Source organism: Salegentibacter maritimus, from assembly GCF_016236915.1.
GTDB classification, from domain to species: Bacteria; Bacteroidota; Bacteroidia; order Flavobacteriales; family Flavobacteriaceae; genus Salegentibacter; species Salegentibacter maritimus.
The window spans coordinates 81,911-108,880 of sequence record NZ_JAEHOK010000004.1; the positions used below are offsets into that span (position 1 = coordinate 81,911).

The following is a 26,970-nucleotide window of genomic DNA, read 5'->3' on the forward strand; positions in this document are numbered from 1 at the left end:
AATATGAACGAATTAGATAAAACAATAGAGAAACTGGTCGAGTTCCGCGATAAAAGAGACTGGAAGCAATTCCATAATTCAAAAGATTTAGCGCTCGCTATTTCGATTGAAGCCAACGAATTATTGGAAGTTTTCCTCTGGAAGGATAATGAAGATTTCAATATGGATGCTCTTAAAGAAGAACTGGCAGATGTACTATCGTTTTGTCTCCTCCTGGCTCAGAAACACGACCTGGATATAAATCAGATAATATCAGACAAGATTAAATTAAACGACAATAAGTATCCTGTTTCTAAGGCTAAAGGCACTTCAGCAAAGTATACTGACCTATGATAGTATACAGGAAAACCAAGGAAGACTTTAGTAATGATATCCTTACCAATGACATTGGGAATATCATTTCTTCTCATATTATGCAGAAGACCGGGAAAAAGGTAGCTAAGAATGAAGTTCGTTCATTTGAGAATTCCCTGGGTTTTATGGAGAGAGTCTTAAGTGATCCTGATATTCCTGATGATAGCGGTGTTTCTCTTGAGTATCATCTGCCCCATACCTCGAAAAGAGTAGATTTTATTATCACAGGCAGAGATGGAGACCAGGAAAATGTCATTATAATTGAATTAAAACAATGGGAGCAAGCCAGTATAACTACTAAAGATGGTATCGTGAAAACCCGCTTTCAGTTTGGTGAAACTGAGACCAGCCATCCTTCCTACCAAGCTTGGTCCTATGCGGCTCTTCTAACCTCTTTTAATGCTACTGTAGATGAAGAGTCAATTGCGCTCTACCCCTGCGCATACCTTCATAATTATGCTCCTGATGATAATATCACTCATGATTTTTATTCATATTACTTAGAGAAAGCTCCCGTCTTCCTAAAACCTGATGCTCGAAAGCTTAGGGAATTCATTAAAAAATTTATCAAGAAGGGAGATAATTCCAATATCATGTTTCGCATAGACAATGGTAAAATTAAACCTACCAAAAGCCTGGCCGATAGTCTTAAAAGCATGATCAAGGGGAATAAGGAGTTTGTGATGATAGATGATCAAAAACTCGTCTATGAGACTGCCCTCCAGTTAGGGCTCCAGTCTCATGAACAAAATAAAAATGTATTGATAGTGGAGGGCGGTCCCGGGACCGGAAAATCCGTTGTTGCAATAAACCTTTTAGTTGAATTAAATAAACGGGGGAAAATGGCGCAATACGTCACTAAAACTTCTGCCCCTAGAGATGTGTATTTTGAAAAATTAAAGGGCGAAAAACGAATGACAGAGCTTAGAGCATTGTTTGTAGGTTCAGGTACCTTTATCAGTGCTCCAAAGAACGTAATCAACACCCTTATAGTTGACGAAGCTCACCGTCTAACGGAGCGCACTGGCTTTCTAAAACGTGGGGATAATCAAATAAAGGAAATTTTAAATTCTTCGGTCTCAAGTATATTTTTCATTGATGAAGACCAACGGGTATCCGTAGACGATTACGGGGAGATCTTCGTCATTGAAGAAATAGCAAGCGAACTGGGTATTACCATTCACAAGCAAAAATTGGAATCCCAGTTCAGGTGTAATGGCTCAGATGGATATCTCGCCTGGGTAGATAATACGCTTCAGATTAGAGAGACAGCAAATTCTGATCTAGATAGTCTGGATTATGAATACGATTTTAGAGTTTTTGATGATCCCAAAAGTCTTCGGGAAGCAATTTTTGAGAAAAATAAGATTAACAATAAAGCCCGGTTACTCGCTGGTTATTGCTGGCCCTGGGATAGTAAGAAAGATCCTAAAAAATATGATTTCACTGAAGATGAATTCGGTTTCAATGCCCGCTGGAATATGACCGATTATGGCGGGAAATTTATTATCGATCCAAACTCGGTTACAGAGATCGGCTGTATACATACCGCCCAAGGCTTGGAGGTAGACTACGTAGGTGTGATTATAGGGGATGACTTAATTATTCGTGATGGGAATGTCCTGGTAAATCCAAAAGCTCGGGATAAAGGCGACAGGACAGTTTTTGGGTGGAAAAGTGGTGTTAAAAACAACCCTGAATACTGGAAACCTTTAATCAAAGACATCATTAGAAACACTTATCGTACCCTAATGACCAGGGGTATGAAAGGCTGTTATATTTATTGTACCGATCTGGAAACCGCACAGTATTTTAAAAATGCTGTTCAAAAAACATTTTAAAATCCAGAAATATTTATTCCAAAAAGAGTTCAATATTTAGGTAATTGGAAAAAGGAAATCTATCTTAAATTCCCCGTTTTACTACAATTCTCCCAAAACTAATAAGGGAATACTTAAAATCATGGTAAAAAAATTAGCTGGTTATTAATAAAAAAATCCACAATCCAAACTCAGAAATTACGGTTCGTAAATCCCAAAATTTCAACTAAAATTTTTTCTGATTTTGAAATTAGATTGCAAGACTAAAAAAACTAAATAAATGTTAAAAACCACACTTTAGCAGGTACAGAATCTCATCCAAAATCTCCAAATTTGAAGCTATGGATTCTTTAGAGGAGAAAAAGCTTCAAGATTTAGGTAATCGCCTGAAATATTTTCGAAAACTTAAAGGATATACAAATTATGAGCATTTGGCTTATGATGTTGGAATATCCAGGTCACAGTATGGGAAATATGAAAACGGTGGTAATATAAAATTTTCTACTCTTTGTAGGATTTTGGAGCATCTAAATGTTTCTCTAAAAGAATTTTTTGAAGAAGGATTTTAATATTGAAGATTTTAAAAATTTATAGTTTTCTCTAACCTACTATGGTTCCTTTATGAATTCACCCTACAGAATTCAAGGAGGAAAAATTATCATTGGAAAAATGCAGAAATGTGTACAATTTAAATGCTAAATGTCCAGGAAAACAAATTGATACTAGGAAGATAATACAATTTTCGCTTTTCAACATGATCAAATTAGAACAAAACTAAAGTTTAAATCTAAGCCGAAATTTTACCAAAATTGAGTATTACAATTTAAATGGATTTATCAAAAATAAAAGAGCTTAATCTTGAGACTGGAAAATCCAAGTTTTACAAGGATGATGTTTTTAATCTATACTACCGAACATTATGCAACTCTAACTCCTGGGATGTAGGACTAGGTTATTTTAGTTTAAGTTCTTTAAAATTACTAGCATATCCTCTTTCTAAATTTATTATAACCAACAATGGGAAAGTTCGTATTTACTGTAATGAGCGCATTTCCGAAAATGATTATAAAATTTTAACAGACTCAGCTTATAGCTTTGAAAATTTAAATGTATTTAAAGATTTAATCAAATTAAAGAGAGCATTAGAGGGGAAAGATTCTGAACTATTTACTGAATGTGTATCATATTTAGTTCATAACAATTTATTAGAATTAAAAGTATTAATTAATTCTAATAATAGTAGGGGCATTTCACATCACAAAAACAGCATATTTAAGGACGCAAAGGACAATGTCGTGGTGTTATCAGGTTCTGCAAATGCATCTGAACAAGCTTTTTTATTTAATAGAGAGGATACTAATGCATTTTGTTCATTTTGGAATGAGAAATCTGCTACCAAGAATATCAAAGCAACTATTGAGGAATTTGAAAATACATTTAATCACGGGGATGAAGACTGGAAAGTTTTAGAAATTAAATCTAATGAATTAAAAGAGACCTTAAATAAAATCGGCTTTAGAAAAATTGATAGAGACTCATTTAAAAATAAAATGGATGATTACATAAGAAATAATTATCGAAAATTTTCAAAGGAAATCCAAAAGGAAATAATTACCGAATTAGCTGATCATAATAGTGAGCCACAATTTCCCTCTTTCGATGGTAAAAGTTCTGAACCAAGACCATATCAAGTTGAAGCAAATACCGAATGGATAAAAAATGGATATAAAGGAATTTTTGCAATGGCAACAGGGACAGGGAAAACTATCACTTCATTAAACTGTGCTGTTGAAGAATTTAAGAAAAATAATGGTTATTCAATTGTAATAACCGTACCTACTGTTACTTTAGTAAATCAATGGATCGAGGAAGCAAAGAAATTTAATTTTAAAAATATTATTTCTACAACCAAGAGTAAAAATTGGGATTCGGACTTAAGAAGAGTTCTATTGAATAAAAAACACGGAATTGGTGAAAATCACAATTATGTATTTATAACTACATATGCTAGTTTTAATAAATTAAAATGCCAAAAGCTTATCAAAAAAATTGCTGATAAAAACACTATTTTAATTGCCGATGAAGCACATAATTTAGGTGCCCCCGGTTCTTTAAAAAATTTACCGCATAACATATCTAAACGAATTGGTCTTTCAGCAACACCAGAAAGAATATATGACGAATCTGGCTCCTCCAAGTTATATGAGTTTTTTAAATCCACTCCTCCCAATTATACTTACAAATTTTCAATGCGTGAGGCTATTGACCAAGGCTTTTTAACTCCATATTTTTACTATCCGTATTTTGTAAATCTGGAACATGATGAGTTAGAAAATTATCTCGAAATTACAAGGGAATTAGTGAAACACTATGATTTCACTAACGATAAATGGAAAGATTCTGCTACCCAAAAATTGATTCAGAGAAAGAGGATAATTCACAAAGCTCAGAACAAAAAAGAATGTTTGAAACAAATATTTGAGGATGTCAAGCTTAAAAATGAAACTCTCAAATATACGTTTGTCTATGTTCCGGAGGGATACGAACCAGATAATGGCACCACAGATAATTCAGAAATTGAAGAAGAAGACGTTCGAATAATAAATACATATTCAGAGATTATAAACGGTTTTGGTTATAAAACTTACCAATTTCTTGGTGAAACTAAGAATAGAAATAAAATATTAAATCAATTTAAAAAAGGGGAACTCGAGATTCTTACCGCAATGAAGGCTCTGGATGAAGGCGTAGACATTCCAATAACTAAAAATGCTATTTTCTGCGCGAGCACAGGTAATCCTAGACAATTTATTCAGAGAAGAGGTCGAGTATTGAGACTTCATAAAGGTAAAGATTATGCAAATATCTATGATATGATAGTAACACCCTCAATGAACATATTAAATTATGAAGATCCGGCACTTAGAGAAATGGAAGTACGAATTTTTAAAAATGAACTAGCAAGAGTTGCAAATTTTTTGTACTCCAGTGAAAACATGATGGACGTAATAAATGATAAAATTCGGGAAGTTGCAGATGAATTCAATCTTGATATATTCAATCTTATAAATGAAAATATTGAGAACGATAAAATTGAAAACGATAAAATTGAGAAAATATGAAAACCACCAATGATAGGCTATTAGAAAGCATAATTAATGAGACTAATAATTTTAGTGATACAAATTTGGATAGAACTATTCTGTTGGAAATTTCAAAAAAATTAGTTGATTATGTAGTTGAAGTAGATAGTTCCCATTCACAAGAAGGAAGTGTTGCTAAGAGTTTAGAAAATGATTTGTATAACAAAATCAAATAATAGAAATGTTTATAAAATCAATTAAATTAAAAAACTTCCAGTCTTATTACGGAGATAAGAATGAAATTGAATTTACTGAAGGCCTCAACATTATTGCTGGTTCCATTGCTTCTGGGAAATCAAAGCTTTTTGATGCATTCTATTGGGTATTAAATGATAAAATATTTGTAACAGGAAAAGACTGGGTTTCAACCAAAAATCTGGGAATTTCTTTTGTGAATGATAAAGCCAAGTATGAGTCAAATGATATAGATGACCTAATTGAAACATCAGTTAAAATAGTAGTTAAAAACAATAACGAAAAAAGGTCCTCAAGAAATATTGATTATACCATTAAAAGACAATTTCTTATCAGGCGGAAGGAACTTAGTGATTGTTTCAGCACTGGAAACTGGAATATATCACCTTCTACCCTTACAGTAGAATATGTTGACCCCAAAACTTCTAATACTGAAATTGCCCACAACCAAGAAGCTAGGGAGCTTATTGAGACCTTATTTCCTTCTAAAATCAGCCCTTATATTTGGTTCCAGGGAGAAGCTTTGGATAAATTAATTGATTTCGATAATAAAGGGACCATTAGGAGGGCCATTGATTATATTTCATATGTACCTCTCTATAAGGTTATGAATAATATAATTTCCGAAGTCGACAAAAAAATCTCAAATAGGGCGCGAAAGGAAGTAGGAAAACTTTCAACCGATATAAAACGATATGAGGAATTGTCCAGAGAGATTGAAGTAAAAAATAGTGCCATATCTAATAACAAAAAACTAATTGAAGAGAAATCTAAAACTTTAGGCGAAAGAGAAGAACAACTTGAAGAAGTTGAAACAGCCTTAGCTGCTCTGGTTGAATTTCCTGCACTGAATGAAGAGAAAAGGGAGGTGGAAAATGATATTGAAACTATTAATCAAAATATCGAAAATTTAGATATTAAAGAGCGTAAGAAGTTTTCTAGCTTATGGATGTTGTATGGCAGTAAACACCTTTTTCAAAAGGCAGGTGACAAACTAATTGAATTTGAAGACTATAGGCAATCTTTAATAAATAAGGAATATAAACTTCCAGAAGATGTTCCCGGAGATGTTTATTTAAATAAAATGCTTGAAAAAGAAATTTGCCTAATATGTGATAGACCAGCAGAAGAGAATTCTGAAGCGTGGAATAACATTAAAGCTAAATTGAACAGAAAGCATAAACCAGAATATCTTTCAGAAGAAAATGAAAAAATTAATAAAGAAGTTTTAACTTTTAAAGCAAAACTTGCTGGTCTTAGTAGAAATTACGGAACTATTCAAAAAGAAATTCTGGATCATAGAGAAAAATTGGATGAAGCCTATGAAGAAAGAAATATTTATAAGGAAAAACTTCAAACAGTTAATGACGAGATCGACAGGTTATATACCAAGAGGGGAATTGACATTTCTGAAGGTGCACAAACTCATAGAAAAAAACATGGTGAGTACAAAACCCTTAATGAAGTCATTAGAAATTTGAATAGAAAAATTGAAGGAATGAAAGCATCTATAAAAGATGCAGAAATGGATATTGGTAAATTAGAAGGCGAACTCAACAAGATCCAAAGGACAAATGAAGATGTAAAAGTGGTTGAAGAGGAAATAGCAAAATACACTAAATATTTATCTAATCACATTTCAGAAATTGAAAAGAAGGAGTATGATAAACTTATCGATCAAATTGAATCAGAGGCTAATTTGAGTTTTACAGATATAACTAGTGTTAACAATACTATAGATGGCTTTATTAAAATAGATAGAGATACTTTTAGAGTTTTAAATGTTGACCATGATGGGCGTGAATTAGAGAATTACAATACCGGTCACCACACATTGATGAAAATGTGTATAATCAACGCTATTATATCTTTAACTAATGATTATAAAGACGCATCTTATCCATTTATTACTGACGCCCCAACTTCAAACCTTGACGATAAGGCAACCTTTGCTTATTTAGAGTCAATATCTAATACTTTCAACCAAAGTATTGTAATTACAAAGGATATAGCCGAAGATGAAATAGATGATATTAAAAACAAAGAATATGTTACCGGTTTATTTCATTTAAAGATTAAGAATGACACAGGCAATGAGATTATGGACAGAAAAGACGCTTATACTCAAATATCATCAATAAAAAATTAGAAAAATGTCATTAGTAGCAGAGTTATCAGATAAGAGGTTAAGATACAGGGTTGCACACCGCAAAAATATCATGGATCGATTCTCAGATGTTCAGGGGTCTCAAAGAACAATTGACAGAAAATATTTTTCTCAATTATGGGAGAGCTATACCTGGGCAGCAATTATTGGTTTTATAAATAACAAACGGGTACCATTAGGGACTGGAGGCATTGATAATGCTTTCAAATTTAGTGTAATATATAATAATGGGGGAGAACTAGCAGATGCTCTAATCTTATTGGCATTAGCTGAATCAGATAAAGGTTACAAATCTTTAATTGATCCTGATGAAATTATTAGAGTTATCGAGGAATATGCCAATGGTGGGTTTGAAATTATCCAAAGTAAATTAAGAGAAGACGATAGTTATTTTAATAATCCTGATGCCTTTATTGAGGAATTATTAGAAAGAGAGGAGATTGAAATTTAGGGTTTAACTTCCCGCTAATTCTTAAAATTGAATTCAATGGAAATTTGTAAAGTCTGGTGAATCTAATTTTCCACAGCTTTTTTTAATAATGAAGATCACGCCCTTAAATTCAATTTTTTCCAATGTCCAAAACAGTTATAAGTTCTATTGGTGGCTATCTATTCTTGAAATTAACCTGAAACAGGACAAATTAATAATTTCATTTGATGAAATAGTCCTAAAAACAATAAGCAAACTATGGTATCCAGTAAATTACTATAAACTCAATTTTGGTAAGCTAGATCAATGTTCGAAATATATTAAACAAATTAAATCCTTTTATGGTCTGGAGGATAATTTAGATGAGCGCAATTTATATGATTTTCTACTCACAATTAAGAATGACGAATTAATAAATAATATAACTAGTGAATTAACACGGTATGTGCCGTATCGTTTTTTGAGGCCATGGTATGCCGTCCAAACACGGCTATTAAAAGATCAATATGTTAATAAAACAATTTTAGAATTTCAGAATCATACAGCTCCATATTTAATTGACCCTGGTAAAAAACAAATTTCAGTTAATTATGAGTGGTCAAATTGGATCCATCTAAACTTTGAATTAATAAAAGGGTTTACTTACTTAAAATTGTTAAAGTATTTAGAAAAAAATAACCCCCTTGTACCGAATCTCAGTATTAAAATTAAAAAACCAGTCGTAAGAAAATTAAGAAAAGCAACAATTTTATGGGATGAATTTATTATTTCCCATCCTAGGGAGAAGGATGTTTTCCAACAAAAATGTGTGAAGGAGATAAAAGAAAAAAGTCTTGACCATTTTCTTCCGTGGAGTGTGCTAAGCCACGATTTAATATGGAATCTACATCCAGTTGAAAAGGAAATAAATAGTTCTAAAAATAATCAACTTCCCGACTTTAAATATTTTCACTCATTTTCATATTTGCAATATCAATTTCTTAATTTTCTTATATCATCAAATAAAGATAAACCCTTAGAGGATTATAATATTTTAATGGGTGCGTCAAAAGATGAATTAAAAGCATTGAGCTTAAATGAATTTGAAGCAGAATTAGCTAAACATTATAAGCCAATTTATGAAATCGCTGAGAATATGGGCTTCATACCGAATTGGTCTTATGAAAATTAAGATTTCCCCAAATGAATTTTCTCTACAAAAAATTCAAATCCATCCAGATCTTTTGATTTTATTTCTGTATTTAATAATTGTAAACCACTATCAATATGCATTTTAACAAGCTTTGCGATATCAGAATTGGAGGTGTGAAAATTATAGTGAGTTGCAATTAAACCAATGTAATATTCCGAGTAATCACCGAATAAAACGGATTTCGAATAACTTTTTCCTCCGGAATCTTTCATTTCTGTAGGATCCAATTTTACTCCTTGAGATAAGGAATAGGTCAAAGCAATACGGGCGATGATATTTTCAGTTCCTAAATTCAGTTTATTTGTGAGTTTAGTCACTAATTCTTTATTTTCCCTGGAAGTTCTAATGTGCGAGAACATGCTGCTGATTAAATTTATTAAACAAATCGGTTATTTTACATTCTTCTATTGAAGAACCTAATTCGTTATTATTGATTAAATAGACACCAGTTAAATTAGGTTTGAGTTGTTCATATTCAGTTTTAGACAATTCTTTTTCTAAAAGGGGGAATAAAACTACTTGATCAGAAATAGTAGGGTAAAATTGCTCTATCACATTCCTGGAATGTTCCTTATCAAATTTTTGAAGGGGACTATCTATAAAAATTGGAAAGTTTATCTTGGATTCATCTACTAAAGCTTTTAATAAAGCGGTTGCATATAACTGTTGTTCCCCTTTAGAAAGACCATCTTTATCAATTACTTTTCCGGATTTATTAATCAGGTCGATATCCATAACATCATTATCAATCCTTACCTTAATATCTTTAATGAAATCATCCTTATGCATCAATTTTTTTAAACCTAGCAGGATAGATTTCTGAAGAGAATATTTTTTTTCTTCTTTTATTTTTAATGTAAGGTTTTCTAATTTTTCCAATAGCTCAGTGGTGACCTCATATTTCTTTTTATCAGTACTTAATATGCTGGTCTTTTTTAATAATTCCGACAGCACTTTATTATTAGAAGCCTCTTGATGTTTTAATGCACCATTTTCCTCATTAAGTTCCAGTTTTTTGGAATCCAGTTCCGCTATTTTTTTCTTCCAATCTTCTTTTTCCGCTCTAAGTTTTTGCGCCAAAGGATTACCTTTCCTTACTTCTCCTTGCTTGATTTTTTTGATTGTTCGATTTAATTCCTGTCTTACCTCTTTTTCTTTCTTAACTAGATTATCAAATTGTATCCTAAAAGAATTAGTCAAAAAATCATAAGTAGCTAAAATCCTCCTATATGTTTCCTCATCATAATCCAAAATAATTTTACCATTGGTATTCGCATCATTGATTCTAGAAACACGAGAAGAGGATAGCTTTTTAAAATATACTTTTAGTTCTTCAGCTAAACTTGAGTCTTGAGTTATTTGTGATATACCAGAATTAAACTCCTTTTCCAAATGAAATAATTCTTCTTCTAATACATTTTTATCTATTGAAGCATTTTTAATGTCTAACTCTAATTTTACCTGTTTTATAAGCTTTTCAAATTGATTTTTAGCAAGAGCGAATGGAATTAAATCAATCAAAGTTTTTAATTCACCTTTTATATCTAAATGAGCCTTCTTAAGATTATCCCGTTTAGTTTTTAATTCTTTTAATTTATCAAGAGTCATTTCATTACCTTCTCTGATAAGCTGTTCCTGATTTTGGTCTATTTTGGTTCTATAATTACTTATTTCGGCAATTAAATTTGAAATTTGAGTTTCATTGTGCTGAATTAAACCGGAAATTTCATCCTTTCGGGCTTCTAACTCGGCAATTTTTGATTCATCTTTCTCAGAAACTCCTGCTCTTTTAATCTTATTAAGAAGCGTCCTAAGATTCAATTTTAAATCTTCATATTTCTTTATTCCAAGAACCTCAGAATAAGCTTTACTTAGCGACCTTAGTTCACTCTTGCTTTTCGCTTCTGCCAAAGTCACTATTTTTTCAGCATCGAAGAAAAAGAATTTCGCTATTTCTCTTGGCAGGATAAAATCATTTATGAATACGTCATAACCAACCTCTTTGGTCAATTCATTTTCTTGTCCATCAATAAAGATTTTAAGTTCCTCTTTGTTTTTTTTGTAATCAAAGCTTCTTCTAATCACTAATTTTTTACAGGGAATGGATGGAATTAACACGTCAACCAAATGAAGCTCAACAAAAACCAGGGCAGCATCAATTTCTTGCGAATCGAGTTTATTTAAAATATTGTGATTAAGAAGATCGTTTCTATATAATTCATAGCCCCCGGCACTTCGGATGTCTCTCTTATATTTATTTTCAACCTGAGCCATTAAACTGCCATAAAGACCCCATATCATTGAAGTTAAAAATGATGTCTTTCCAAAACCATTTTTCCCAGCAATTAAGGTAACATTTTGGCCTTCAGAATGATTAAAATTAATTTCTGTTAAGCCTGAATATATTCGAAAATTATTTAAAAGTATCTTCTCTATCCGCATTTTACTTTTCTGTTACGAATCTTTCAATTTGCTTTTCCACATCATTGTGCAATCCATACTTGGAAATCAAAAGGGTTTTTGATTCTTGTATTTCTAAAAGATTATCGATTAAATGATAATATTCCGGCTTATCTTCACATACCTCCTGCATAATTCTTCGTTCAGTTTGACCTAAGGATTTCATACTATTACTCATAAAGTCCTTATTATATATTTCACGATAAATCTGGCCCACATGTCTATCAAAATATCCATCCCTATTCCAAATAACTTGGATGGCAATTAATTCTTGATTAGTGATTAAGACCACTTCAGGATGATCTTGCTGAACTTCTTTCTGAATCAATAATAATTTCTCTAATAGTTGAGCCCTGTAAAATTCTGCATAAGTTCCCCTATTATTACCTTCTTCATCAATTGCAGAAGCCCCATTTCTACGAGTAGCTTTCCTAAATTTGGGATCATTCCGTTGTTCCACCAACATATTCCTGTATTTTACTAACGGAGCCATCCAACCTTGTCCTTTATCAACAAGTGCAGACATTGATTTATCTTCTTTTACAACTGTACACGTCCAACAACCAAACCTACTTTGCCCACAAGATTTATGCTCCTTATTCGTTACGACAGTTGGACATTCATAATCATCAGCACTAGCATCAGAATATATCTGGAATAAAATATTATTATCGAATCCCCATGGAGAATCCACAACATTAATTATGTACCAGACTTCTTCTAACACCAATTCTTTAATAGGAGCGTATACAAAGGTATTTGCATCTGTATTATGCTTTGAGAGTCTTTGTCCCTTCCTTTCATGTTTTTTCATAGACCGCTCTCGGGTACTACTTTCATCATATCGGGTGCCTAGTAAAACAATCGCTTCACCTTTTTCATCAATCTGTTCATGAAGAAACGAGGAAGTAGGTCGAATTTTTAATTTATCTGTACACCAGCGAAAAGTATTATTAGGCACAGGATATCCTTTGCCCAAGACATTTACCCAATAAGATTCATCCAGTTTCGGAGTAGTTTTTTTCACAAAAATGGGTAAATCCTGATTTCTAGCTTCAATTTCAATTTTGGCTAATACCTTTTCTACGTAGGCTGATATTATTGGATTTTCAACTAAAGTATCATTGCAAACTACATAAATAGGCCTCCTAAGTTGAAATGGGTTTGGAAGTGATCTAATTCGTTGAAGAGCAATCCAAACCAAAGTTAATAATACTGTAGAGTCCTTACCGCCACTAAATCCTATAATCCACGGGCGCTGAGTTGTATCGGCGTAGGCATATTGATCAATAATTTCATCGATAATACCTTCTACCTTTTTGCTTTTTATTTTTTTCATACGGAAGGAAATATTGGTAATAAAATTAAAAAGATATATGATTATAGAGGCTCAAATTTCAAATAATAATAATTTATTTTTCAACATTAAATACAATAAAATATTATGCAATAATAATCAATTCCTAAAACTCAAATTGTAGATTATCTATTCATTTTAAAATTAATTTATGGAAACCCCCCTTGAACTCATATTAGAAAAATTGATCCGAGAAATGAGTAAATGATTCGATTTTTTTAAGTTTTCTTTAACGGGCTAAAGAAATTTCCTAATTTTAAAGCGAATTCCTTTTCCCTACCATTGAATTCATTAATAGTCGTAAAAATGGATTCTCTTTTTTAACTGTGGATGCTCTAATTAATTAAAGCATCAAACTTTCTAAATGAAACCTGAGCAGAATAAAAGGTTAAGGTCTGATCGCTTCAGGGCCTATATAGCTTATCAAAAAAGGGGAGCTCCCTGGGATGATAAATATGTAGGGGCGATCAGGGCCACCTACGGCTACTTTATTACCTACTACAAAGCACAGGGTTCCTCTGAGATCAAATTGTTTTTAAGTAATAATTTTCCTGATTGTTATAAGAATCTACAGATGGAGTTCAAGCCTGTGCTTCTAAAAAGTATTAATTATCAAAGAAATCTAGTAAATAAAAGTGAATTTATTCACAATTTCAATTTAGAAAACTATAATAGATGAATAAGTTTAAAGCTATCAAATGAACCAAGCAAATATTTCAAATTATACAGGTTGCCTCCTGGGAGGTGCAGTAGGAGATGCTCTTGGAGCTCCTACTGAATTCATGTCTTTATATTCCATTTTGGAGCAATATGGTCCTGAAGGAGTAACGAATTATATTGAGTTTGCCGACGGTCATGGAGAAATCACTGATGACACCCAAATGTTACTCTTTACAGCTGAGGGTCTCCTAAGATCATTTCAAAGGGCAAACATTAGGGGAATTGGAGGCGCATATCAATTGATCTGTCACCATTCCTATCTAAGATGGTTATACACGCAACAGGATTGGCACTCAGATAATGCTTTGAAGGAGATTTCCCTTGATGGCTGGATGATAAAGCAGGAGGGACTGCATCAAAGGAGGGCACCCGGAAATACGTGTTTGAGTGCACTGAAATCCGGAAAATCCGGAACAATGGAAGAACCGATAAACAATAGCAAAGGCTGCGGAGGTATTATGAGAATTGCGCCGGTTGGCCTATTATTTAACGAGGCCCGTGATGCTTTTAAAATTGGGTGTGAACTTGCAGCCATGACTCATGGGCATCCAACAGGGCATCTTTCTTCCGGAGTCTTCGCGGCGATCATTTCTTATTTGAATGCGGGATTTGATCTTCCAAATGCTATTTCAAATGCTGTCACAATATTAAAAGATTATCCCGGACATGAAGAAACACTCAGGGCTATTCACAAAGCACTAAAACTTGCAGAAATCTCAGACCCTTCTTTTCAGAAAATAAAAAATCTAGGGGAGGGCTGGATAGCAGAAGAAGCCCTATCCATCTCCTTGTATTGTGCTCTCTCCTATCCTGGCAACTTCAAAAAAGCTGTTATTTTAGCTATTAACCACAGCGGGGATACAGATAGTACCGGGGCTTTAACCGGTAATCTTCTCGGACTGACTCTGGGAGAAGAAAAAATACCTTCTAAATGGATCGAAAACCTTGAACTTTCAGGATTAATTAAAACTACAGGGGTAGATCTTTATAAAGAAGCAACAAGTAAATCTAGAGGTTTGTATAGCCCTGAATGGCAGAAAAAATATCCATCATAATAAAAACAACCAAATATGACCGCCCAGGCAAGAGAGATCATCTATATCAACGGCAATAAAGAACAAATGGCAACTGAACCTCTGAAGCCATTTCTTAAGAAGCATCCGCACCTCAGATTTGAACCTCCAAATACCGCCTGCTGGCGAGGGTATTTCGGCACCTGGGAATTAGAGAATGATAAGTTATACCTTATTGACTTCGAGGGTGACCTGGAAGATTTGGACGGAAACATCGCAACTAGAAATCTAAAGGACCTCTTCCCCGGTCAAAAAAAGGTCTTTGCTGACTGGTTTACCGGTCTTATCAAAATTGAAATGGGAAAACTGTTGGAATACGTACACATGGGCTATGCCAGTAAATATGAGCAGGACCTCTTTCTCGTATTTGAAGACGGAGTAAAGGTGGATGAATATTTGATCAACAACAAATGAGCACCTCCAGCATCCACCCTCACCGAAAGCTCTACCTCCGGGAAATCGAAGAAGCTTTTGAGAATCTTAAAACTCTGGAAAAGGATGGCTTCTACAATGTCCCTAAGATCACCTGGTGGGTACTAAAGTATGAAGAGCTTTATGAGTATGCCCAGGCCCACCGACATGTAGGCTCCTGTATAGACGGCATGGGCTGTAGTTGTTGTGAAAAGGTGCCTGAAAGCAGATTCAGTGGCCTTTATCCAAAACTCCAGGAAATTACCGAGCTACATCAACATGAAAAGTATTTCAGGGAAGAACTGGCAGACCTTGAAAATCTTCGCCACGATCATCCGGCCCTCATGCAATGGCTAAAGAAAAATGAAAAATTAGGCACAGAGGATTTCCTAATGTTCTGGATTGAAGAATGGTATGACGAAGAAAATCAAAGTGTCACCCCCTACCTCTTCCGGCAGGACCAGATTTTCAAATTCAGAGCTTCAGAATGGCAACATACCATCAGATTTTTAGAAGAATTCAATGAATTGTATTGGACCTCCGATGCCTGTCCAAAATATTAAACCACTGCAATTTAAATATGCCGGATAATCTCCTGAAATCAAGTCCCGAATATCGCTATTTAACCTATAATCCACACTGGCAGGAAGAAGGCTGGAAATTCGATGAAATCTTACAGGTTAAAACACAATTGGAGGAAGAGGATATTTTTCAAAGCATAGGTACAAGAGACATTCAGGCCGCCATAGGAAAGCAAGACCCCCTGGATACCCACAAACCCGATTTTAGTCAGTTAACCTTCCTTTTTGAAATTAAAATCCCTTATAACCTGGTAATTACCTGATTCTAAAAAGGCGCCTTCTCCCCCATTCCAATTTCTGTTACTTTCCAGCTTCCATTTTCCTTTATCAACTTAAAAGTTTCCGGATTTTCCTCGTAATTTGTCTTGAACTGAACCCAGGCAATGTCTTCGTTTTCGGTTTCCTGTAGAACATTGAAATTAGAATTTTCATCCTCAGCCGCCGGGAACATGTCCTGGATATTCATAAATGCCTGATAGCTTTCTTCTGTGGTATATTCTTTCAAGGTAGGAAGATCCTTTTCGTAGAAACTTTCCACCACTATTTTAGCGGTTTCGGTGTGAGATTTTTCTGCTTCGGCACAGGCAATAAAGATGACTAAAACTGCCATTAACAAGATTTTTTTCATATTTATATCAATTAGGGTTATTTATAAATCGCTTTTTTATTTTCAGTTTAAAATCGCGTTCGCCTTGCTGCTCTTTTAGGTCTATTACCACAATCTTATCTTCCGCAATAGAGAATTTGGGCAGTACATATACAAATCGACTGGTTTTTCCCTGCGGAATGATTTCCGGTACCAGATGTTTATATACTGGATAAACAGGCAGTTTCTGAATTGATTTCTTCCTTCCCTGTTTCCTTGTTTCCACAGATATATTCAAAAAGGCCGGTTCGTAATCTATGGGAGAATTATTATTAATTTCCAGCACAAAATATAATTCCGAATTATGGAACACTAAATTTTGAACTTTTAACTCCACTCCATCTTTCCGCTTTCTTAGCTTGCCAATTGTTTGTTTGCTTCTTAATAAATGTGAACTAAAATCCTGGTAATAGGTATTTTTATCTGCTAATTCTTTTTCAGTTTTAGCGTCTGAAAACAATGCCTGATCCTCAATGAGTTTCTCAGAAAGATCTGGAATCTCATTCCCGATTTTACCGGCTTCTGCTATAAAATAATTAAGCGTTTCCAGCTCTTCGGAGTACTTTACAATATACGAAAAAATTGAACCGTTTGTACTGATAACCAGCAAATTACTTGCTTCTCCCGGAATAGCCTGTAGCAATCCCAGGTGTTGTTCTTTTTCCCTATTGTAAGTGAATACAAAATCCTCTGAACCTGTGATCCCCTGCCGAATTGGTTCCGGGAAAATCAGGGCTACATTCATTCTTTCGTTGGCATAAATGGTATCTAAATCTATGGTGTTTTCCTGAGCCCCTGCCTTTACGAAAGCGGCCATTACGGTTACGAGAATCAAGATCTGCTTTTTCATAATTTCTATTGCTTTTAGTTTCTTTTTAAAATGAGTTTATAATTATTGGTGACCTGAACCTTAATATTTCTATTGTTTCGCTGAAAAAGTTGCTTAAGTCCTCCCACCTGTGGTACTCCTGCAACATTTATGTCCTGGATAATATCACCTATCACTTCCTTGCCTGCATCTGCTCGAATATTATTTTCAACATATATTCCTTCACTGCCATCCTGAAAATCATAGGCTTTCAATTTTACGGGATAATGCGCTATGTGTTCAATTTCGATCAAAGCCCTGTTCGGTTGAAAACTGATAAATCCATAAACAGGGGTGTTTGGAGGAAACTGGATATTACTGATCATAGCGCTATCTATCAATCTCATCTTTAACCGGAAACCTTCTTGGACAACCTGGTCTCCATCTACTTCTACCAAAATATCAGCAGCGGAATTATTTGCAATTGGTTTCGCCATTTCTACATCAGGAGCAGTGGCATAAAACAATTGATGCGCTAGCCCCATTTCCTGTGGTTTTGGAGAAGTTTGCGACGCATCTGGAACCTCCTGAATATCCGCTTCAAATTGTGGTTCCCATTCTTCTTCATTAAATTCATTTTCAAAGCCATAATCTTCATAGTTAATAGGGTTGTGTTCATAAATACTATCCAATATTTCTTCTTTTTCCCGTTGTGGCAAATTGGAATCATAGTATCCCATGGAGTCCAAATATCTTTCATCATAGATACTCGGAGTGGTTGTTTCTCTAACCTCTTTTAAAGCATTAACAGCATCTAATTTAGATTTAAAGTCTTCCTGCTCTTGCTGTAATTCTGGTACCAGGGTATTTTTCAATTTTGAGGACTCTTCAGTATTCTCTCCAAAGATTAGAACACTATAAGCCACTATAAATGTTATAATGACGGCCAGGACAGATCCAAATACAATCTTCTTTTTATCAATTTTCATCTTCTAGTTTTTTTAAGGTATTTTCAAAATAATTAGTGATCAATAGACCGTGGGTGTTTTTTGGGAAGTTCCTATCTACATTTATTAGATTTCCTGAGGAAACCAACTCATATCGATCTATGGTTTTCCCCCGGTTAATTTCAAAGACTGTTTTGGTTCTAAAAGCATAGGGTTCTAACTCAATATTCACTTCAGATTCTATATTAATGACCTTTTGTACCAGTGAATATTGTAACAGCCTATTATACACTCCGTCGGCTTTTTTTTGCCTATAAACATTATCCACCGAACTGTTACCGAGCCAAAGGGCTTTTTCCAGGTTTCGCTCGTAATTTGTAGCATTAATATTGTAGAAGTAGGTATGGAATAATTCTAAATGAGCTTTTGCTTCTATTTCCAAATTTTCTTTTTGGGTAATCCACTTTAAGGGAATAACACTACCATCGGTATTAATCGCAAAAGCATTATTCAAAGCATTGCGATGAATATCAAAAACCATCCAACCAAAATAAAGGCTGGTAATTACTGCTCCGCAAACTGCAGTAAGTACTATAAATCGGTTAATTTTTAAAACCGAATAAATACTCTTATAAGGTGTTTTCATTTTGAATTTTATTTTTTAAAGTTTTAATAGATTTTTGATTGTAGGTTTTATATTAATATTACCCCGTAAAAAGTCTTAGGGTAAATGAGGTTGCGCGGGAATAGAGTTTGAATTTGAGAAAAACAATAAAAGCTATAGAACCTGCTTCTACGATCATCGCTATAATATTGTTATTCGAAGTAGTACCCAGTAAATTAGACCAGAAGTTCGCATTGATCTCTGCATATAAATTATTTACAAAAACATTGACCAGGAAAAATGCCGGCACTAACATATATACGGCGGCATACAACCTAAAAAAATTATAGGCCATACCCCTAAATTTTTCAAAAACAGCAAGACTAATTACCAAAGGAAAGAACGCCTGCATAATCCCTAATAGAAAAAAACGTTCTGCCAGAAAAAGCGGATATATAAATAAGTCTATTACCCATAAAAACAAGCCTACCACAAAGGAGATAACTTTTACAGGATAGAGAGGAGTAACTAAAGCTTCATATAACAAAGCCATTGCTTTTTTGGCTACTTCTAACGCACCTACCTCCTGTTCAATCTCAATATCTTGTAATTGAAGTGGAATAAGTGCCGGCGCGGTATCTTTATATTCCGTTTCAATACTTACCAGAATTCCATCGAAAACATTTAAGATTTGGGTGGAGAAAATAACAAGAAGTACAATAGCAAAATTCTTTGCCAGCTCTCCAGGGCTCAAGCCCCAGGTATATCCACCGTTATCCGCAATTCCTTCATTGTATTTTTTCAGAATATTTACAAGGAAGAACATCACAGCCAGTGACTTCATTCCCGCGATTGTATATTGGGAAAAGTCACTGCTTTTAATTGTTTGGAAAACCGTGTCTATATATTCAAGACCAATTCCTAAAAAGATGCCTGCTTCCATAATCAATATTCTTTAGTCCTATTATTGATTTTATCCTGCATTTCCCTGAAGGAAATAATATCTTTATAGCGTCTGGTCTTTAAAGTAATTTCTGCAAGCATTTCTTTAGACCTCAATTCACTTTCTCTGAGCATTTGGGTTCTTTCAGCATCACTCATTTTAAAATAATCGCTGGTCAAAACCTTATCGATAAAATCTAAATCATCTAAGGAGTTTTCGAGAATTGCATTAAATGAATCGGAGATACGGGTTATTTCTTCTTGTTTAATATAGGGTGAGTGTAGAATTTGCTTTACATCGCTCTTTACAGTCTTAAGTAAAATTTGGTAATTTTTGGAAAGTTCTTTTACTGCTTTAATTTGCTTTAAAACATTATTCACTTTCTCAATATTCTCTTTTTGTGTTTTGAGAAATTCTACTGTTTTAAGTAGTTGCGTGGTCTGCTTTGCCGATTCAATCAAAGATTTAGCGAGGCTAATAAAATTAGTGTTGTCGTACACCGGCATCCCCTGGCTCATAGCTGGAGTGTGCACAGTTAAAACTAAAAAGCCCATCAACATTAGTGTTGTAATCTGCTTTTTCATGATTTTATATTTTAGAGGTGAATTCCTGAATTGCTTTTTCCATATTTCCATGCTTTTCATAGAGCTGCATAATAAGATCGTTCTCTGCACCGTCAGTGAGATATGCCGCGTAAACTTCTTTGGGGACTTCCAGCCGAAAGACATTGCTCTCTTTCCCGATCTTGATAAAAATCTCGGTGTACTTTCTTTCCCCTATAAAGTTGTTTTTAATTGATTTTAGCTGATTTAAATCGTGACTGGAGAGGTTTAATCTCTTTTGAAGCTCCTCGTATCCTTTTTCATTGCGAAGGCTGTAGATTACCTGTGTGTTCTCCAAAATGCTTGAAGAAGTCGAGTTGTTGGGAAGCTGATTTATAGATTGAAGAATTATCCCGATCGCACCATTCTGTTTTCTAATGGCCTGGTAATAAAACTCTACACTCTCCAATACGTTTTCAAACTTTAGCTGTTTGGCAAATTCATCGAAAAGAATAATTCCCTTTTCTGCCCGGTTTCTCCAAATGGTTCTTTGTATGGCAGATTTGATCAATTTCAGCATTACCGAAAGGATTTCTTTGTTATCCTTTACTTCATCCAGCTCAAAAACAATTAGTCTTTTATCCTCTATTTTATAAGTCTGGTCCTGCCCTATTTCGAATAAAAAACTATAGATCCCGTCCTCCACATATTCCGACATTATGTGTAGAAAATTATTAATGTTGAAATAGTCTGGATGGATCTTAAGGTCTTCTAATAGATCTGTTTTATGTCTTTCGATATACTGGTAAAAACTTTGAAGGGAATAATTACCACTAAAATTGGTATAATAATCCAGTAAAATCTTTTTTATAGAAACCGATTGAGCTTTTGTAACCTTAAAATCTGAAGCAAATAGTTCAAATATAAACTCAGACAAATCCTCTAACCTATCAGCCGTAAGATCATCGGGGCTGCTTATGTAGAAAGGATTAATACCTAAGCTTTTTCCGTTTTCATAGCGCAAAATGGTATAATCAATAGGATAAAGCTTTGCAAATTTGGTATAGGATCCGCCCAGATCAATGATTACCAGGCGAACCCCACTTTCAAAATACTGGCGAAGTATATTGTTGGCCAGAAAAGATTTACCCTCTCCTGTAGGGGCGAAAATGGCAAAATTTCTGGCCTTGATTCTTAACTTTCTTTCATCCCAAACATCCTTTAACACAGGGATATTATACTCCCTGTCATTAAAAATAATTCCTTTGGAATCTGATTTATAATTGGTGTTATTGATAAAAAGACATAGCGCATGTTTTAGATCTGTGACATAGAGGTCTTCATTGGAGAAATTGGAAGAAAAACAGAAGTAGCTATTCAGAAAATAATTCTTGCGCTCCTCCCCTTTTGGGTAATATGGAACTATGTCAATAAGTTTAAATTCTGTTTTTATCCTGCCATTTATAGAAGATAAATGTATCCGGTCTTTATGCCAGTAAATAACATTTAAGTGGCCCCGAATTATCCTGGAAGTATCATCGTTATTGATCTGTTCCAGAATATTTTGAATTTTATTGAGTACCACCTTATTCTGAGAACCAAAATTGGAGCTCTTGTTCAGCTCTTCCACCCTGGCATCGAGTAGTTTTCTCCATTTCTGCCGATCGTCCAGGTAGATGACCTGATTTACAATATGGTTTTCCTTTAAATTGAGTCCGAGACCGTCTATAAAACCCTGGTGAAATATAAAATCGTCTGAGGTAAACCTATCGTTGGTTTTACTACTCTGAACACTTTCCCCGAAACACAATTCACTGTTTACCGCCAGTACGTCAAAATTGTTATCTCCAACTCTAATACTATTCTTATCCAGTAGAATATTGGTATCGAAGCCTTCCTGAAAACCGTTAAAAAATTCCGTTGAAAAACTTTTAATTTTAGTTTCTGTTAGTGGAATGAATTCCAACTTCCTACTGTTGTTTAAATAGGAGACAGCATCATTTACTGAATTTTGGAACTTCTTTAAATTATCATCAAGTTCCGTGGTAACATTTCGGTTTACTTTTTTAAAAGGATTTACATATTTGGCCCGATTAAAGGCTTTGTTTCCTGTATGGATAAAAAAGAAATAACTCCGGTGCTCTAAATATTCCCTGCCTTTGAAATAAGAATGAGTAGCCTTTCCCAAATATGTGTTCTTAGGTAATTGCTCTGCAGCATAATTTCTTTTTAAATAAATATCCTGCTTATGAATCACGATTCCGGTAGGTAACGACTTGAGAGCCTGGAACCAGGCACTATGAATTTCTTCAAAATCATTTTCAGATAAACTGTAGATCTCAGGAAGAATAACCTGAAAGGCCATAATAACATTCCCGTTGGCTGCAAAAACCATATTTTCACGTACTGCGGCAATGGGTGGTGATATAGATAAATTAATCTTGTTCATAATTAATATCACTTAAGCGTTTTGAAGAAATAGTTCGAGGAAAGACTTTTAAAACCTGAAATAAATAGGGATTACGGCTTAGCTTGGTGAGAAGTATATACAGGAGAATGTTAGAAATAAAAGCAAGAATTATCATCCCAAGGTTAAACGAAAAGATAATTACCAATAGCGACCCTATTATCGATAGCATCATTAGAGCAAAAAGCGAAACCGGCAATCCCCAGATCATCGCTCTTTTTCTAATATTACGGTATACTTCGAAATTTTTCATTACACGACAATTCCAATTAGGTAAGTAAAAATTCCTACAACAGCGCCGGCAATAAGTGTAAAGACCAAAACCCGGGTAATTCCTTTTTTTAAATCGGCATTCTCGCCAAAAAAGTGACCGGCGTTAAAAAGAAATCCGACTAGAAAAATAACCCCGAGAATAATGGGAAAGATAGCCCGCACCGTGTCGGCTATATCATTTACCGAATTTTCAATTCCTCCTATTTGGGCAAATAGAGGATAGGAAACCAGTGTTAAAAGGACTGATGAGTAAATTGTTTTCTTCATAATGTTCGTTTGTTAATCTGCTTAAACAGAATTGATTGATTAAGTGTTTTTGATGATTAATTTGAAATTATTATGAAAAGGAAAGCCCGAAACAGATGCCTTAAACTTTAACATAAGTTGAGACAGAATGCGGTAAGATTCGCATAAAAAAGAATGCTTTATTGAATTCTATTTAAACTACGAAGATTTTTCAAAGCCGATAACTCGGTTGAGTTTACAATTAGGAATTTAGGTACAATAGATACTTTTCTCTCTGTTATTTAATATTGGCTCGGTAGGACTAAAACAGGCCATTAATCCTCTGCAAGGGTGATTCCATTAAAATTTCTTGGAATTACGGTTTTCCGTAATCCTATGTTGCTCGAATAATATATATTTAGCAAAAAGTGCGTTTATCCCCCTAAATTTCTACTATAGTTATATTTTGCGGGAAATAACGAGTTGTGCAAACATTTTATGAGATATGGCAAATTCAAAACTTATTAAATGGCTTTATTTCTTTATCAAAAACAATATTTCTAACAATTTAACCAAGTAGTCCCAATCAATTAAAACAAACCTAAAAATGAAAAACAAAATCTTATTATTAGCTTCAGTAATTTTAGCTTCATGTTCAACAGAAAGTACAAGCGAAGATGAAAACATCAATCCTGTAAATGAAGATAAATTGGTCAATAGAGAATATGTCAGTGACAACTTTTGTAAGCTTCCCCAAAAACCGAACTATTTCAATGTCTAGAAACCAATTATACTTCTACATCTGCCCAAACAATTGGATGTTCACTGGCTGCATTAGATTTTTGATCTATACCGGGATAAATACTCCACGTAGGTCGTTTTTCTGGCCAGACACCTTTCCGGTTTAAACCGCTGCGTTTAGTTTTTTTAAAAAGTTCCGGGGATAGTAACAGGTAATCTTTTTGCTTGATATTTACCCCCATTCGGTACGCTCCCAGGCTGTAATAACCGGCATCTTCACCTTTATCAAAATCTACATTGAAGTCGGAATGTTTGCTAATATCCAATACATTCGTTTTAAGCAATAAAGGCGAAAGTGAGTTGCAGAATGATGGAGCATTAAGGGTACCAACTATTGCAACATTTATTTTACCTTCCGCTTTCATTTGTTTATAAACTTCAGCAATCCTCTTAGCTTGTTGTGTTCTTATCTTATTAGATAGATTTTTATCTCCTGCCTGGTTCTTCAAATGGGTAGCTAGAATCCAAATTGTCTTCCCATTTGCGGTTTGGATTTCGTACTGCAATAAATCTTTTTCAAACACAATTTTTTCCTGGAAATTCAAATCATAAATATGGCTTCTTACCGACTTAATTTGAAATCCCTTACGGATAAGAATGCCAATTTCACGGCCTAGATTGTCATTTCCCTGTACTACAAAAGTTTGTTGAAAAGGTTCGCAACCTAACCTTGGAAGGAAATCCTCATTAAACTCTGCCAGGGATGCGCGGTCTTCTATCTCCTGAAGAATCAAGATATCGGGATTTACCTCTGCAATCACACGCGCTTTATTTTTCACAGCTATTGGATCTAATGGATAGTTTTGAAGGGCAATCCAGCCGTTCCAATCGGTCAATTCACTGGCTTTTAGTTCTTTTGAATAGTTCTTACCCTTTAAAAAGAGGTAACCTCCTTTCCGCCTTAAAACTGCATATGTATAACGATTGATATTATCAATATCTGCCAAGCAAACCAATTCCCTTAAACGCTCCTGATCCTGAATTGACTTTATAGGTTTATCCATCAATTCATCCATCGCTATCTCCCAGTCTTTTTTAGTTTTATCGAACTGGGTTTCATTAAAACTTATATCCCGGTGAAATAAATTCTGAATATTAAACGTGGCTAGTTTCATGCGTAAAATTTTTATAATCAGAAAACTACAACTTATCTGAATTAATTCCAGTACACCACTTCATTTTGTGAATAAAAAATATTTTGTGCGTTTTTGACATATTTTAATCTCAAATGAGATCAAAATTTATGAAACTCTTAGACTGACCTGTTAATAACTTATCCCATTGATGAACAGTTAATTACTAAAAACAACAATTTTAAAGTTTTAAACTTAAAAATGTTCTAAAAATCATCTACTTTGAACTTCGATAGCAAGCTTTTACGCCGGAGTAAGTTGAACCACCCTGGCCGGAGCAAAGTAAATCACTTTTACAACCTAAAACATCTACGTAAGTTCTTCATCATCATTTTCTTTTGTCAATTGAATTTTTGTCGAAGGAAACCAGGTTAAAAAGATTCCGCATTCTGCTTCGAACCCTGGCCCCATATCGCTCTTCCAATTCAGTAGCATCTAAATTGGTGGTGCAGTGGGTTCTTACTTTGTGATTTAGAAATAATTCATACCGACTAAGAAGAATTTCCCCCATTACATTGCAATCTTTACCATAAAATCTTCCTGCCGGTTCAACACCCAAATCATCAAAGCATAAATAACTGCTATTCCCATAATCTTCAATAGTTTTAAATCCCAAATGATGAAAGGCAAAAGCGATATTCCTACAGGGAATTACCTGATATTTCTTCTGGTGTGGCACAAGGTACCGTAAAAGTTTCAAAAAACTGGTTTTTCCACAACCCACCGGGCCGGTCAATAGAATCCCTTTTGCAGGGTCGATATTGAATTTTTGGCATTTTTCTTTATCAGCAATTATATAATTACACAGCTTATAAAGCAATTTTTCATCTTTTTTATGCAATTTAAATTCATTTCCAAAGAGCAGTTTTCCCTTTGTTTGGAGGTATTCGAGCATTAGAGAAAAATCGTAAATAACTTCTTTCCCTTTAAATTTCCCAATTTTATAAACTACCCCGCCTTCAGTAATTTCACAAGGGTTCTTCATAATTTTTTTCTTTTTTAATTTTTAAATAATCAGGGTTTTGCATTTTTAAATTTTGCTGAATTTCCTCAGATTTTTTCATCCACCGCTTAGCTAAAGCCTGCCAGTTCACAACTGGGGTATCACGATTAATTTTCCAACCTACGGCTTTATAATGCAGATAAAACATAGAAGCTTCGTTTTCTGGCCAGGCTTTTTCTTTAAAATATTTTAAAACTTCAAATTCACTTTTTGGCCAATAAGTTTTATTATGTTTAATATGTTTAATATTGTTTGTTTTAGATACCAGAGCTATTTCGCTACTTTTACAGTGCTCTTCTGCTACTTGTTCTAAAAAAGTCTCAAACTTATCCAGGTCATTTACACTACAAGTTGATTGCTTGTCTTCTACTTGTTCATCACTAGTCCAAAAAATGGACATCTTAACCTGGCTTCCTTTTAAGGGGTTTTTAGAAGGCAGGTATAAAATATAGTTCCAGTTGCTAAGTTCCCTAATACATTTATGATACGTTGAAAGCGAACCAACCTTGGAAGCTTCCATAATCTCCTGGCGTTGTATATAAAATGTTTTGCAGAACCTAAATTGATTCCAATAATGAAATAAGGCATAGTAAATACTCACGTGAGAGGGATTTAGCCGGTTATCTTCATTGAACCGGGTAAATATCTCTGAAAGGTGTCTTATGTAATTCATAC

27 protein-coding genes are annotated in these 26,970 nt (G+C 34.2%); 12 read left to right on the forward strand and 15 right to left on the reverse strand.

Going from position 1 to position 26,970, the window contains the following annotated elements:
- Positions 1-3: 3 nt before the first annotated feature.
- The 8 genes from I6U49_RS04445 (at position 4) to I6U49_RS04480 (ending at position 9,280) form a co-directional block, all read left to right on the forward strand.
- On the forward strand, positions 4-333 hold the full coding sequence (locus I6U49_RS04445) for a nucleotide pyrophosphohydrolase (protein WP_198627744.1): 330 nt from the start codon (positions 4-6) through the stop codon (positions 331-333).
- On the forward strand, positions 330-2,195 hold the full coding sequence (locus tag I6U49_RS04450; protein WP_198627745.1) for a DUF2075 domain-containing protein: 1,866 nt from the start codon (positions 330-332) through the stop codon (positions 2,193-2,195). Before I6U49_RS04445 ends, I6U49_RS04450 begins: the two co-directional genes overlap by 4 nt.
- Positions 2,196-2,515: 320 nt before the next feature.
- Complete coding sequence (locus tag I6U49_RS04455; RefSeq protein ID WP_198627746.1) at positions 2,516-2,743, forward strand: helix-turn-helix domain-containing protein; 228 nt, start codon at positions 2,516-2,518, stop codon at positions 2,741-2,743.
- A gap of 258 nt (positions 2,744-3,001) precedes the next feature.
- Positions 3,002-5,296: a DEAD/DEAH box helicase family protein gene (locus I6U49_RS04460; RefSeq protein ID WP_198627747.1), complete on the forward strand. Its 2,295-nt coding sequence runs from the start codon at positions 3,002-3,004 to the stop codon at positions 5,294-5,296.
- Positions 5,293-5,493 carry a hypothetical protein gene (locus tag I6U49_RS04465; RefSeq protein WP_198627748.1) on the forward strand — a complete coding sequence of 67 codons (201 nt, stop codon included), beginning with the start codon at positions 5,293-5,295 and terminating at the stop codon, positions 5,491-5,493. Before I6U49_RS04460 ends, I6U49_RS04465 begins: the two co-directional genes overlap by 4 nt.
- Positions 5,494-5,498: 5 nt before the next feature.
- Positions 5,499-7,661 (forward strand): AAA family ATPase, encoded by a 2,163-nt coding sequence (locus I6U49_RS04470; protein ID WP_198627749.1) that lies wholly within the window; start codon positions 5,499-5,501, stop codon positions 7,659-7,661.
- 4 nt (positions 7,662-7,665) lie between these two features.
- Complete coding sequence (locus I6U49_RS04475; RefSeq protein WP_198627750.1) at positions 7,666-8,130, forward strand: hypothetical protein; 465 nt, start codon at positions 7,666-7,668, stop codon at positions 8,128-8,130.
- 88 nt (positions 8,131-8,218) lie between these two features.
- On the forward strand, positions 8,219-9,280 hold the full coding sequence (locus tag I6U49_RS04480; protein WP_198627751.1) for an HNH endonuclease domain-containing protein: 1,062 nt from the start codon (positions 8,219-8,221) through the stop codon (positions 9,278-9,280).
- On the opposite strand, the gene I6U49_RS04485 is transcribed toward I6U49_RS04480, so the two are convergent.
- Genes I6U49_RS04485 through dndC form a run of 3 tightly spaced genes read right to left on the reverse strand, consistent with a single transcriptional unit; the run spans position 9,277 to position 13,100 of the window.
- Positions 9,277-9,618, reverse strand: a complete 342-nt coding sequence (locus I6U49_RS04485; protein WP_198627752.1) for a DndE family protein — start codon at positions 9,616-9,618, stop codon at positions 9,277-9,279. The genes I6U49_RS04480 and I6U49_RS04485 overlap by 4 nt on opposite strands.
- Positions 9,619-9,643: 25 nt before the next feature.
- The gene (gene dndD / locus I6U49_RS04490; protein WP_198627753.1) at positions 9,644-11,743 is read right to left on the reverse strand and encodes a DNA sulfur modification protein DndD; all 2,100 of its coding nucleotides are present in this window, start codon (positions 11,741-11,743) and stop codon (positions 9,644-9,646) included.
- 1 nt (position 11,744) lies between these two features.
- Positions 11,745-13,100 carry a DNA phosphorothioation system sulfurtransferase DndC gene (gene dndC, locus I6U49_RS04495; RefSeq protein ID WP_198627754.1) on the reverse strand — a complete coding sequence of 452 codons (1,356 nt, stop codon included), beginning with the start codon at positions 13,098-13,100 and terminating at the stop codon, positions 11,745-11,747.
- 716 nt (positions 13,101-13,816) lie between these two features.
- Between dndC and I6U49_RS04500 the strand changes: the two genes are divergently transcribed.
- Genes I6U49_RS04500 through I6U49_RS04515 form a run of 4 tightly spaced genes read left to right on the forward strand, consistent with a single transcriptional unit; the run spans position 13,817 to position 16,166 of the window.
- Positions 13,817-14,893, forward strand: coding sequence for an ADP-ribosylglycohydrolase family protein (locus I6U49_RS04500; protein WP_198627755.1), 1,077 nt, complete (start codon positions 13,817-13,819; stop codon positions 14,891-14,893).
- 15 nt (positions 14,894-14,908) lie between these two features.
- Positions 14,909-15,325 (forward strand): hypothetical protein, encoded by a 417-nt coding sequence (locus tag I6U49_RS04505; protein WP_198627756.1) that lies wholly within the window; start codon positions 14,909-14,911, stop codon positions 15,323-15,325.
- On the forward strand, positions 15,322-15,885 hold the full coding sequence (locus tag I6U49_RS04510; protein ID WP_198627757.1) for a hypothetical protein: 564 nt from the start codon (positions 15,322-15,324) through the stop codon (positions 15,883-15,885). Before I6U49_RS04505 ends, I6U49_RS04510 begins: the two co-directional genes overlap by 4 nt.
- Before the next feature lie 17 nt (positions 15,886-15,902).
- The gene (locus I6U49_RS04515; protein ID WP_198627758.1) at positions 15,903-16,166 is read left to right on the forward strand and encodes a hypothetical protein; all 264 of its coding nucleotides are present in this window, start codon (positions 15,903-15,905) and stop codon (positions 16,164-16,166) included.
- 2 nt (positions 16,167-16,168) lie between these two features.
- Here I6U49_RS04515 and I6U49_RS04520 read toward each other — a convergent pair whose 3' ends face one another.
- The 12 genes from I6U49_RS04520 to I6U49_RS04575 all read right to left on the reverse strand — a co-directional run bounded on the left by I6U49_RS04520 (position 16,169) and on the right by I6U49_RS04575 (position 26,968).
- Positions 16,169-16,531: a Tim44 domain-containing protein gene (locus I6U49_RS04520; protein ID WP_198627759.1), complete on the reverse strand. Its 363-nt coding sequence runs from the start codon at positions 16,529-16,531 to the stop codon at positions 16,169-16,171.
- Positions 16,532-16,538: 7 nt separating this feature from the next.
- The gene (locus tag I6U49_RS04525) at positions 16,539-17,399 is read right to left on the reverse strand and encodes a DUF4138 domain-containing protein (RefSeq protein WP_198627760.1); all 861 of its coding nucleotides are present in this window, start codon (positions 17,397-17,399) and stop codon (positions 16,539-16,541) included.
- 14 nt (positions 17,400-17,413) lie between these two features.
- Positions 17,414-18,346 carry a conjugative transposon protein TraM gene (traM, locus tag I6U49_RS04530; protein ID WP_198627761.1) on the reverse strand — a complete coding sequence of 311 codons (933 nt, stop codon included), beginning with the start codon at positions 18,344-18,346 and terminating at the stop codon, positions 17,414-17,416.
- On the reverse strand, positions 18,336-18,950 hold the full coding sequence (locus I6U49_RS04535; RefSeq protein ID WP_198627762.1) for a conjugal transfer protein TraK: 615 nt from the start codon (positions 18,948-18,950) through the stop codon (positions 18,336-18,338). Before I6U49_RS04535 ends, traM begins: the two co-directional genes overlap by 11 nt.
- 58 nt (positions 18,951-19,008) lie before the next feature.
- The gene (locus I6U49_RS04540; RefSeq protein WP_198627763.1) at positions 19,009-19,851 is read right to left on the reverse strand and encodes a hypothetical protein; all 843 of its coding nucleotides are present in this window, start codon (positions 19,849-19,851) and stop codon (positions 19,009-19,011) included.
- 2 nt (positions 19,852-19,853) lie between these two features.
- Positions 19,854-20,435, reverse strand: a complete 582-nt coding sequence (locus I6U49_RS04545; protein WP_198627764.1) for a conjugal transfer protein — start codon at positions 20,433-20,435, stop codon at positions 19,854-19,856.
- A 4-nt stretch (positions 20,436-20,439) separates the two neighbouring features.
- Positions 20,440-22,842 (reverse strand): TraG family conjugative transposon ATPase, encoded by a 2,403-nt coding sequence (locus I6U49_RS04550; protein WP_198627765.1) that lies wholly within the window; start codon positions 22,840-22,842, stop codon positions 20,440-20,442.
- A complete protein-coding gene (locus I6U49_RS04555; protein ID WP_198627766.1) occupies positions 22,829-23,113 on the reverse strand; it encodes a hypothetical protein in 285 nt (94 codons plus the stop codon). Before I6U49_RS04555 ends, I6U49_RS04550 begins: the two co-directional genes overlap by 14 nt.
- On the reverse strand, positions 23,113-23,400 hold the full coding sequence (locus I6U49_RS04560; protein WP_198627767.1) for a hypothetical protein: 288 nt from the start codon (positions 23,398-23,400) through the stop codon (positions 23,113-23,115). Before I6U49_RS04560 ends, I6U49_RS04555 begins: the two co-directional genes overlap by 1 nt.
- Positions 23,401-24,146: 746 nt before the next feature.
- Positions 24,147-25,274: an endonuclease/exonuclease/phosphatase family protein gene (locus I6U49_RS04565; RefSeq protein WP_198627768.1), complete on the reverse strand. Its 1,128-nt coding sequence runs from the start codon at positions 25,272-25,274 to the stop codon at positions 24,147-24,149.
- Between the two features lie 346 nt (positions 25,275-25,620).
- Positions 25,621-26,277: an ATPase gene (locus I6U49_RS04570; protein WP_198627769.1), complete on the reverse strand. Its 657-nt coding sequence runs from the start codon at positions 26,275-26,277 to the stop codon at positions 25,621-25,623.
- Entirely contained in the window at positions 26,261-26,968 is a 708-nt protein-coding gene (locus I6U49_RS04575) for a hypothetical protein (RefSeq protein ID WP_198627770.1), read from the reverse strand. Before I6U49_RS04575 ends, I6U49_RS04570 begins: the two co-directional genes overlap by 17 nt.
- Positions 26,969-26,970: the final 2 nt, after the last annotated feature.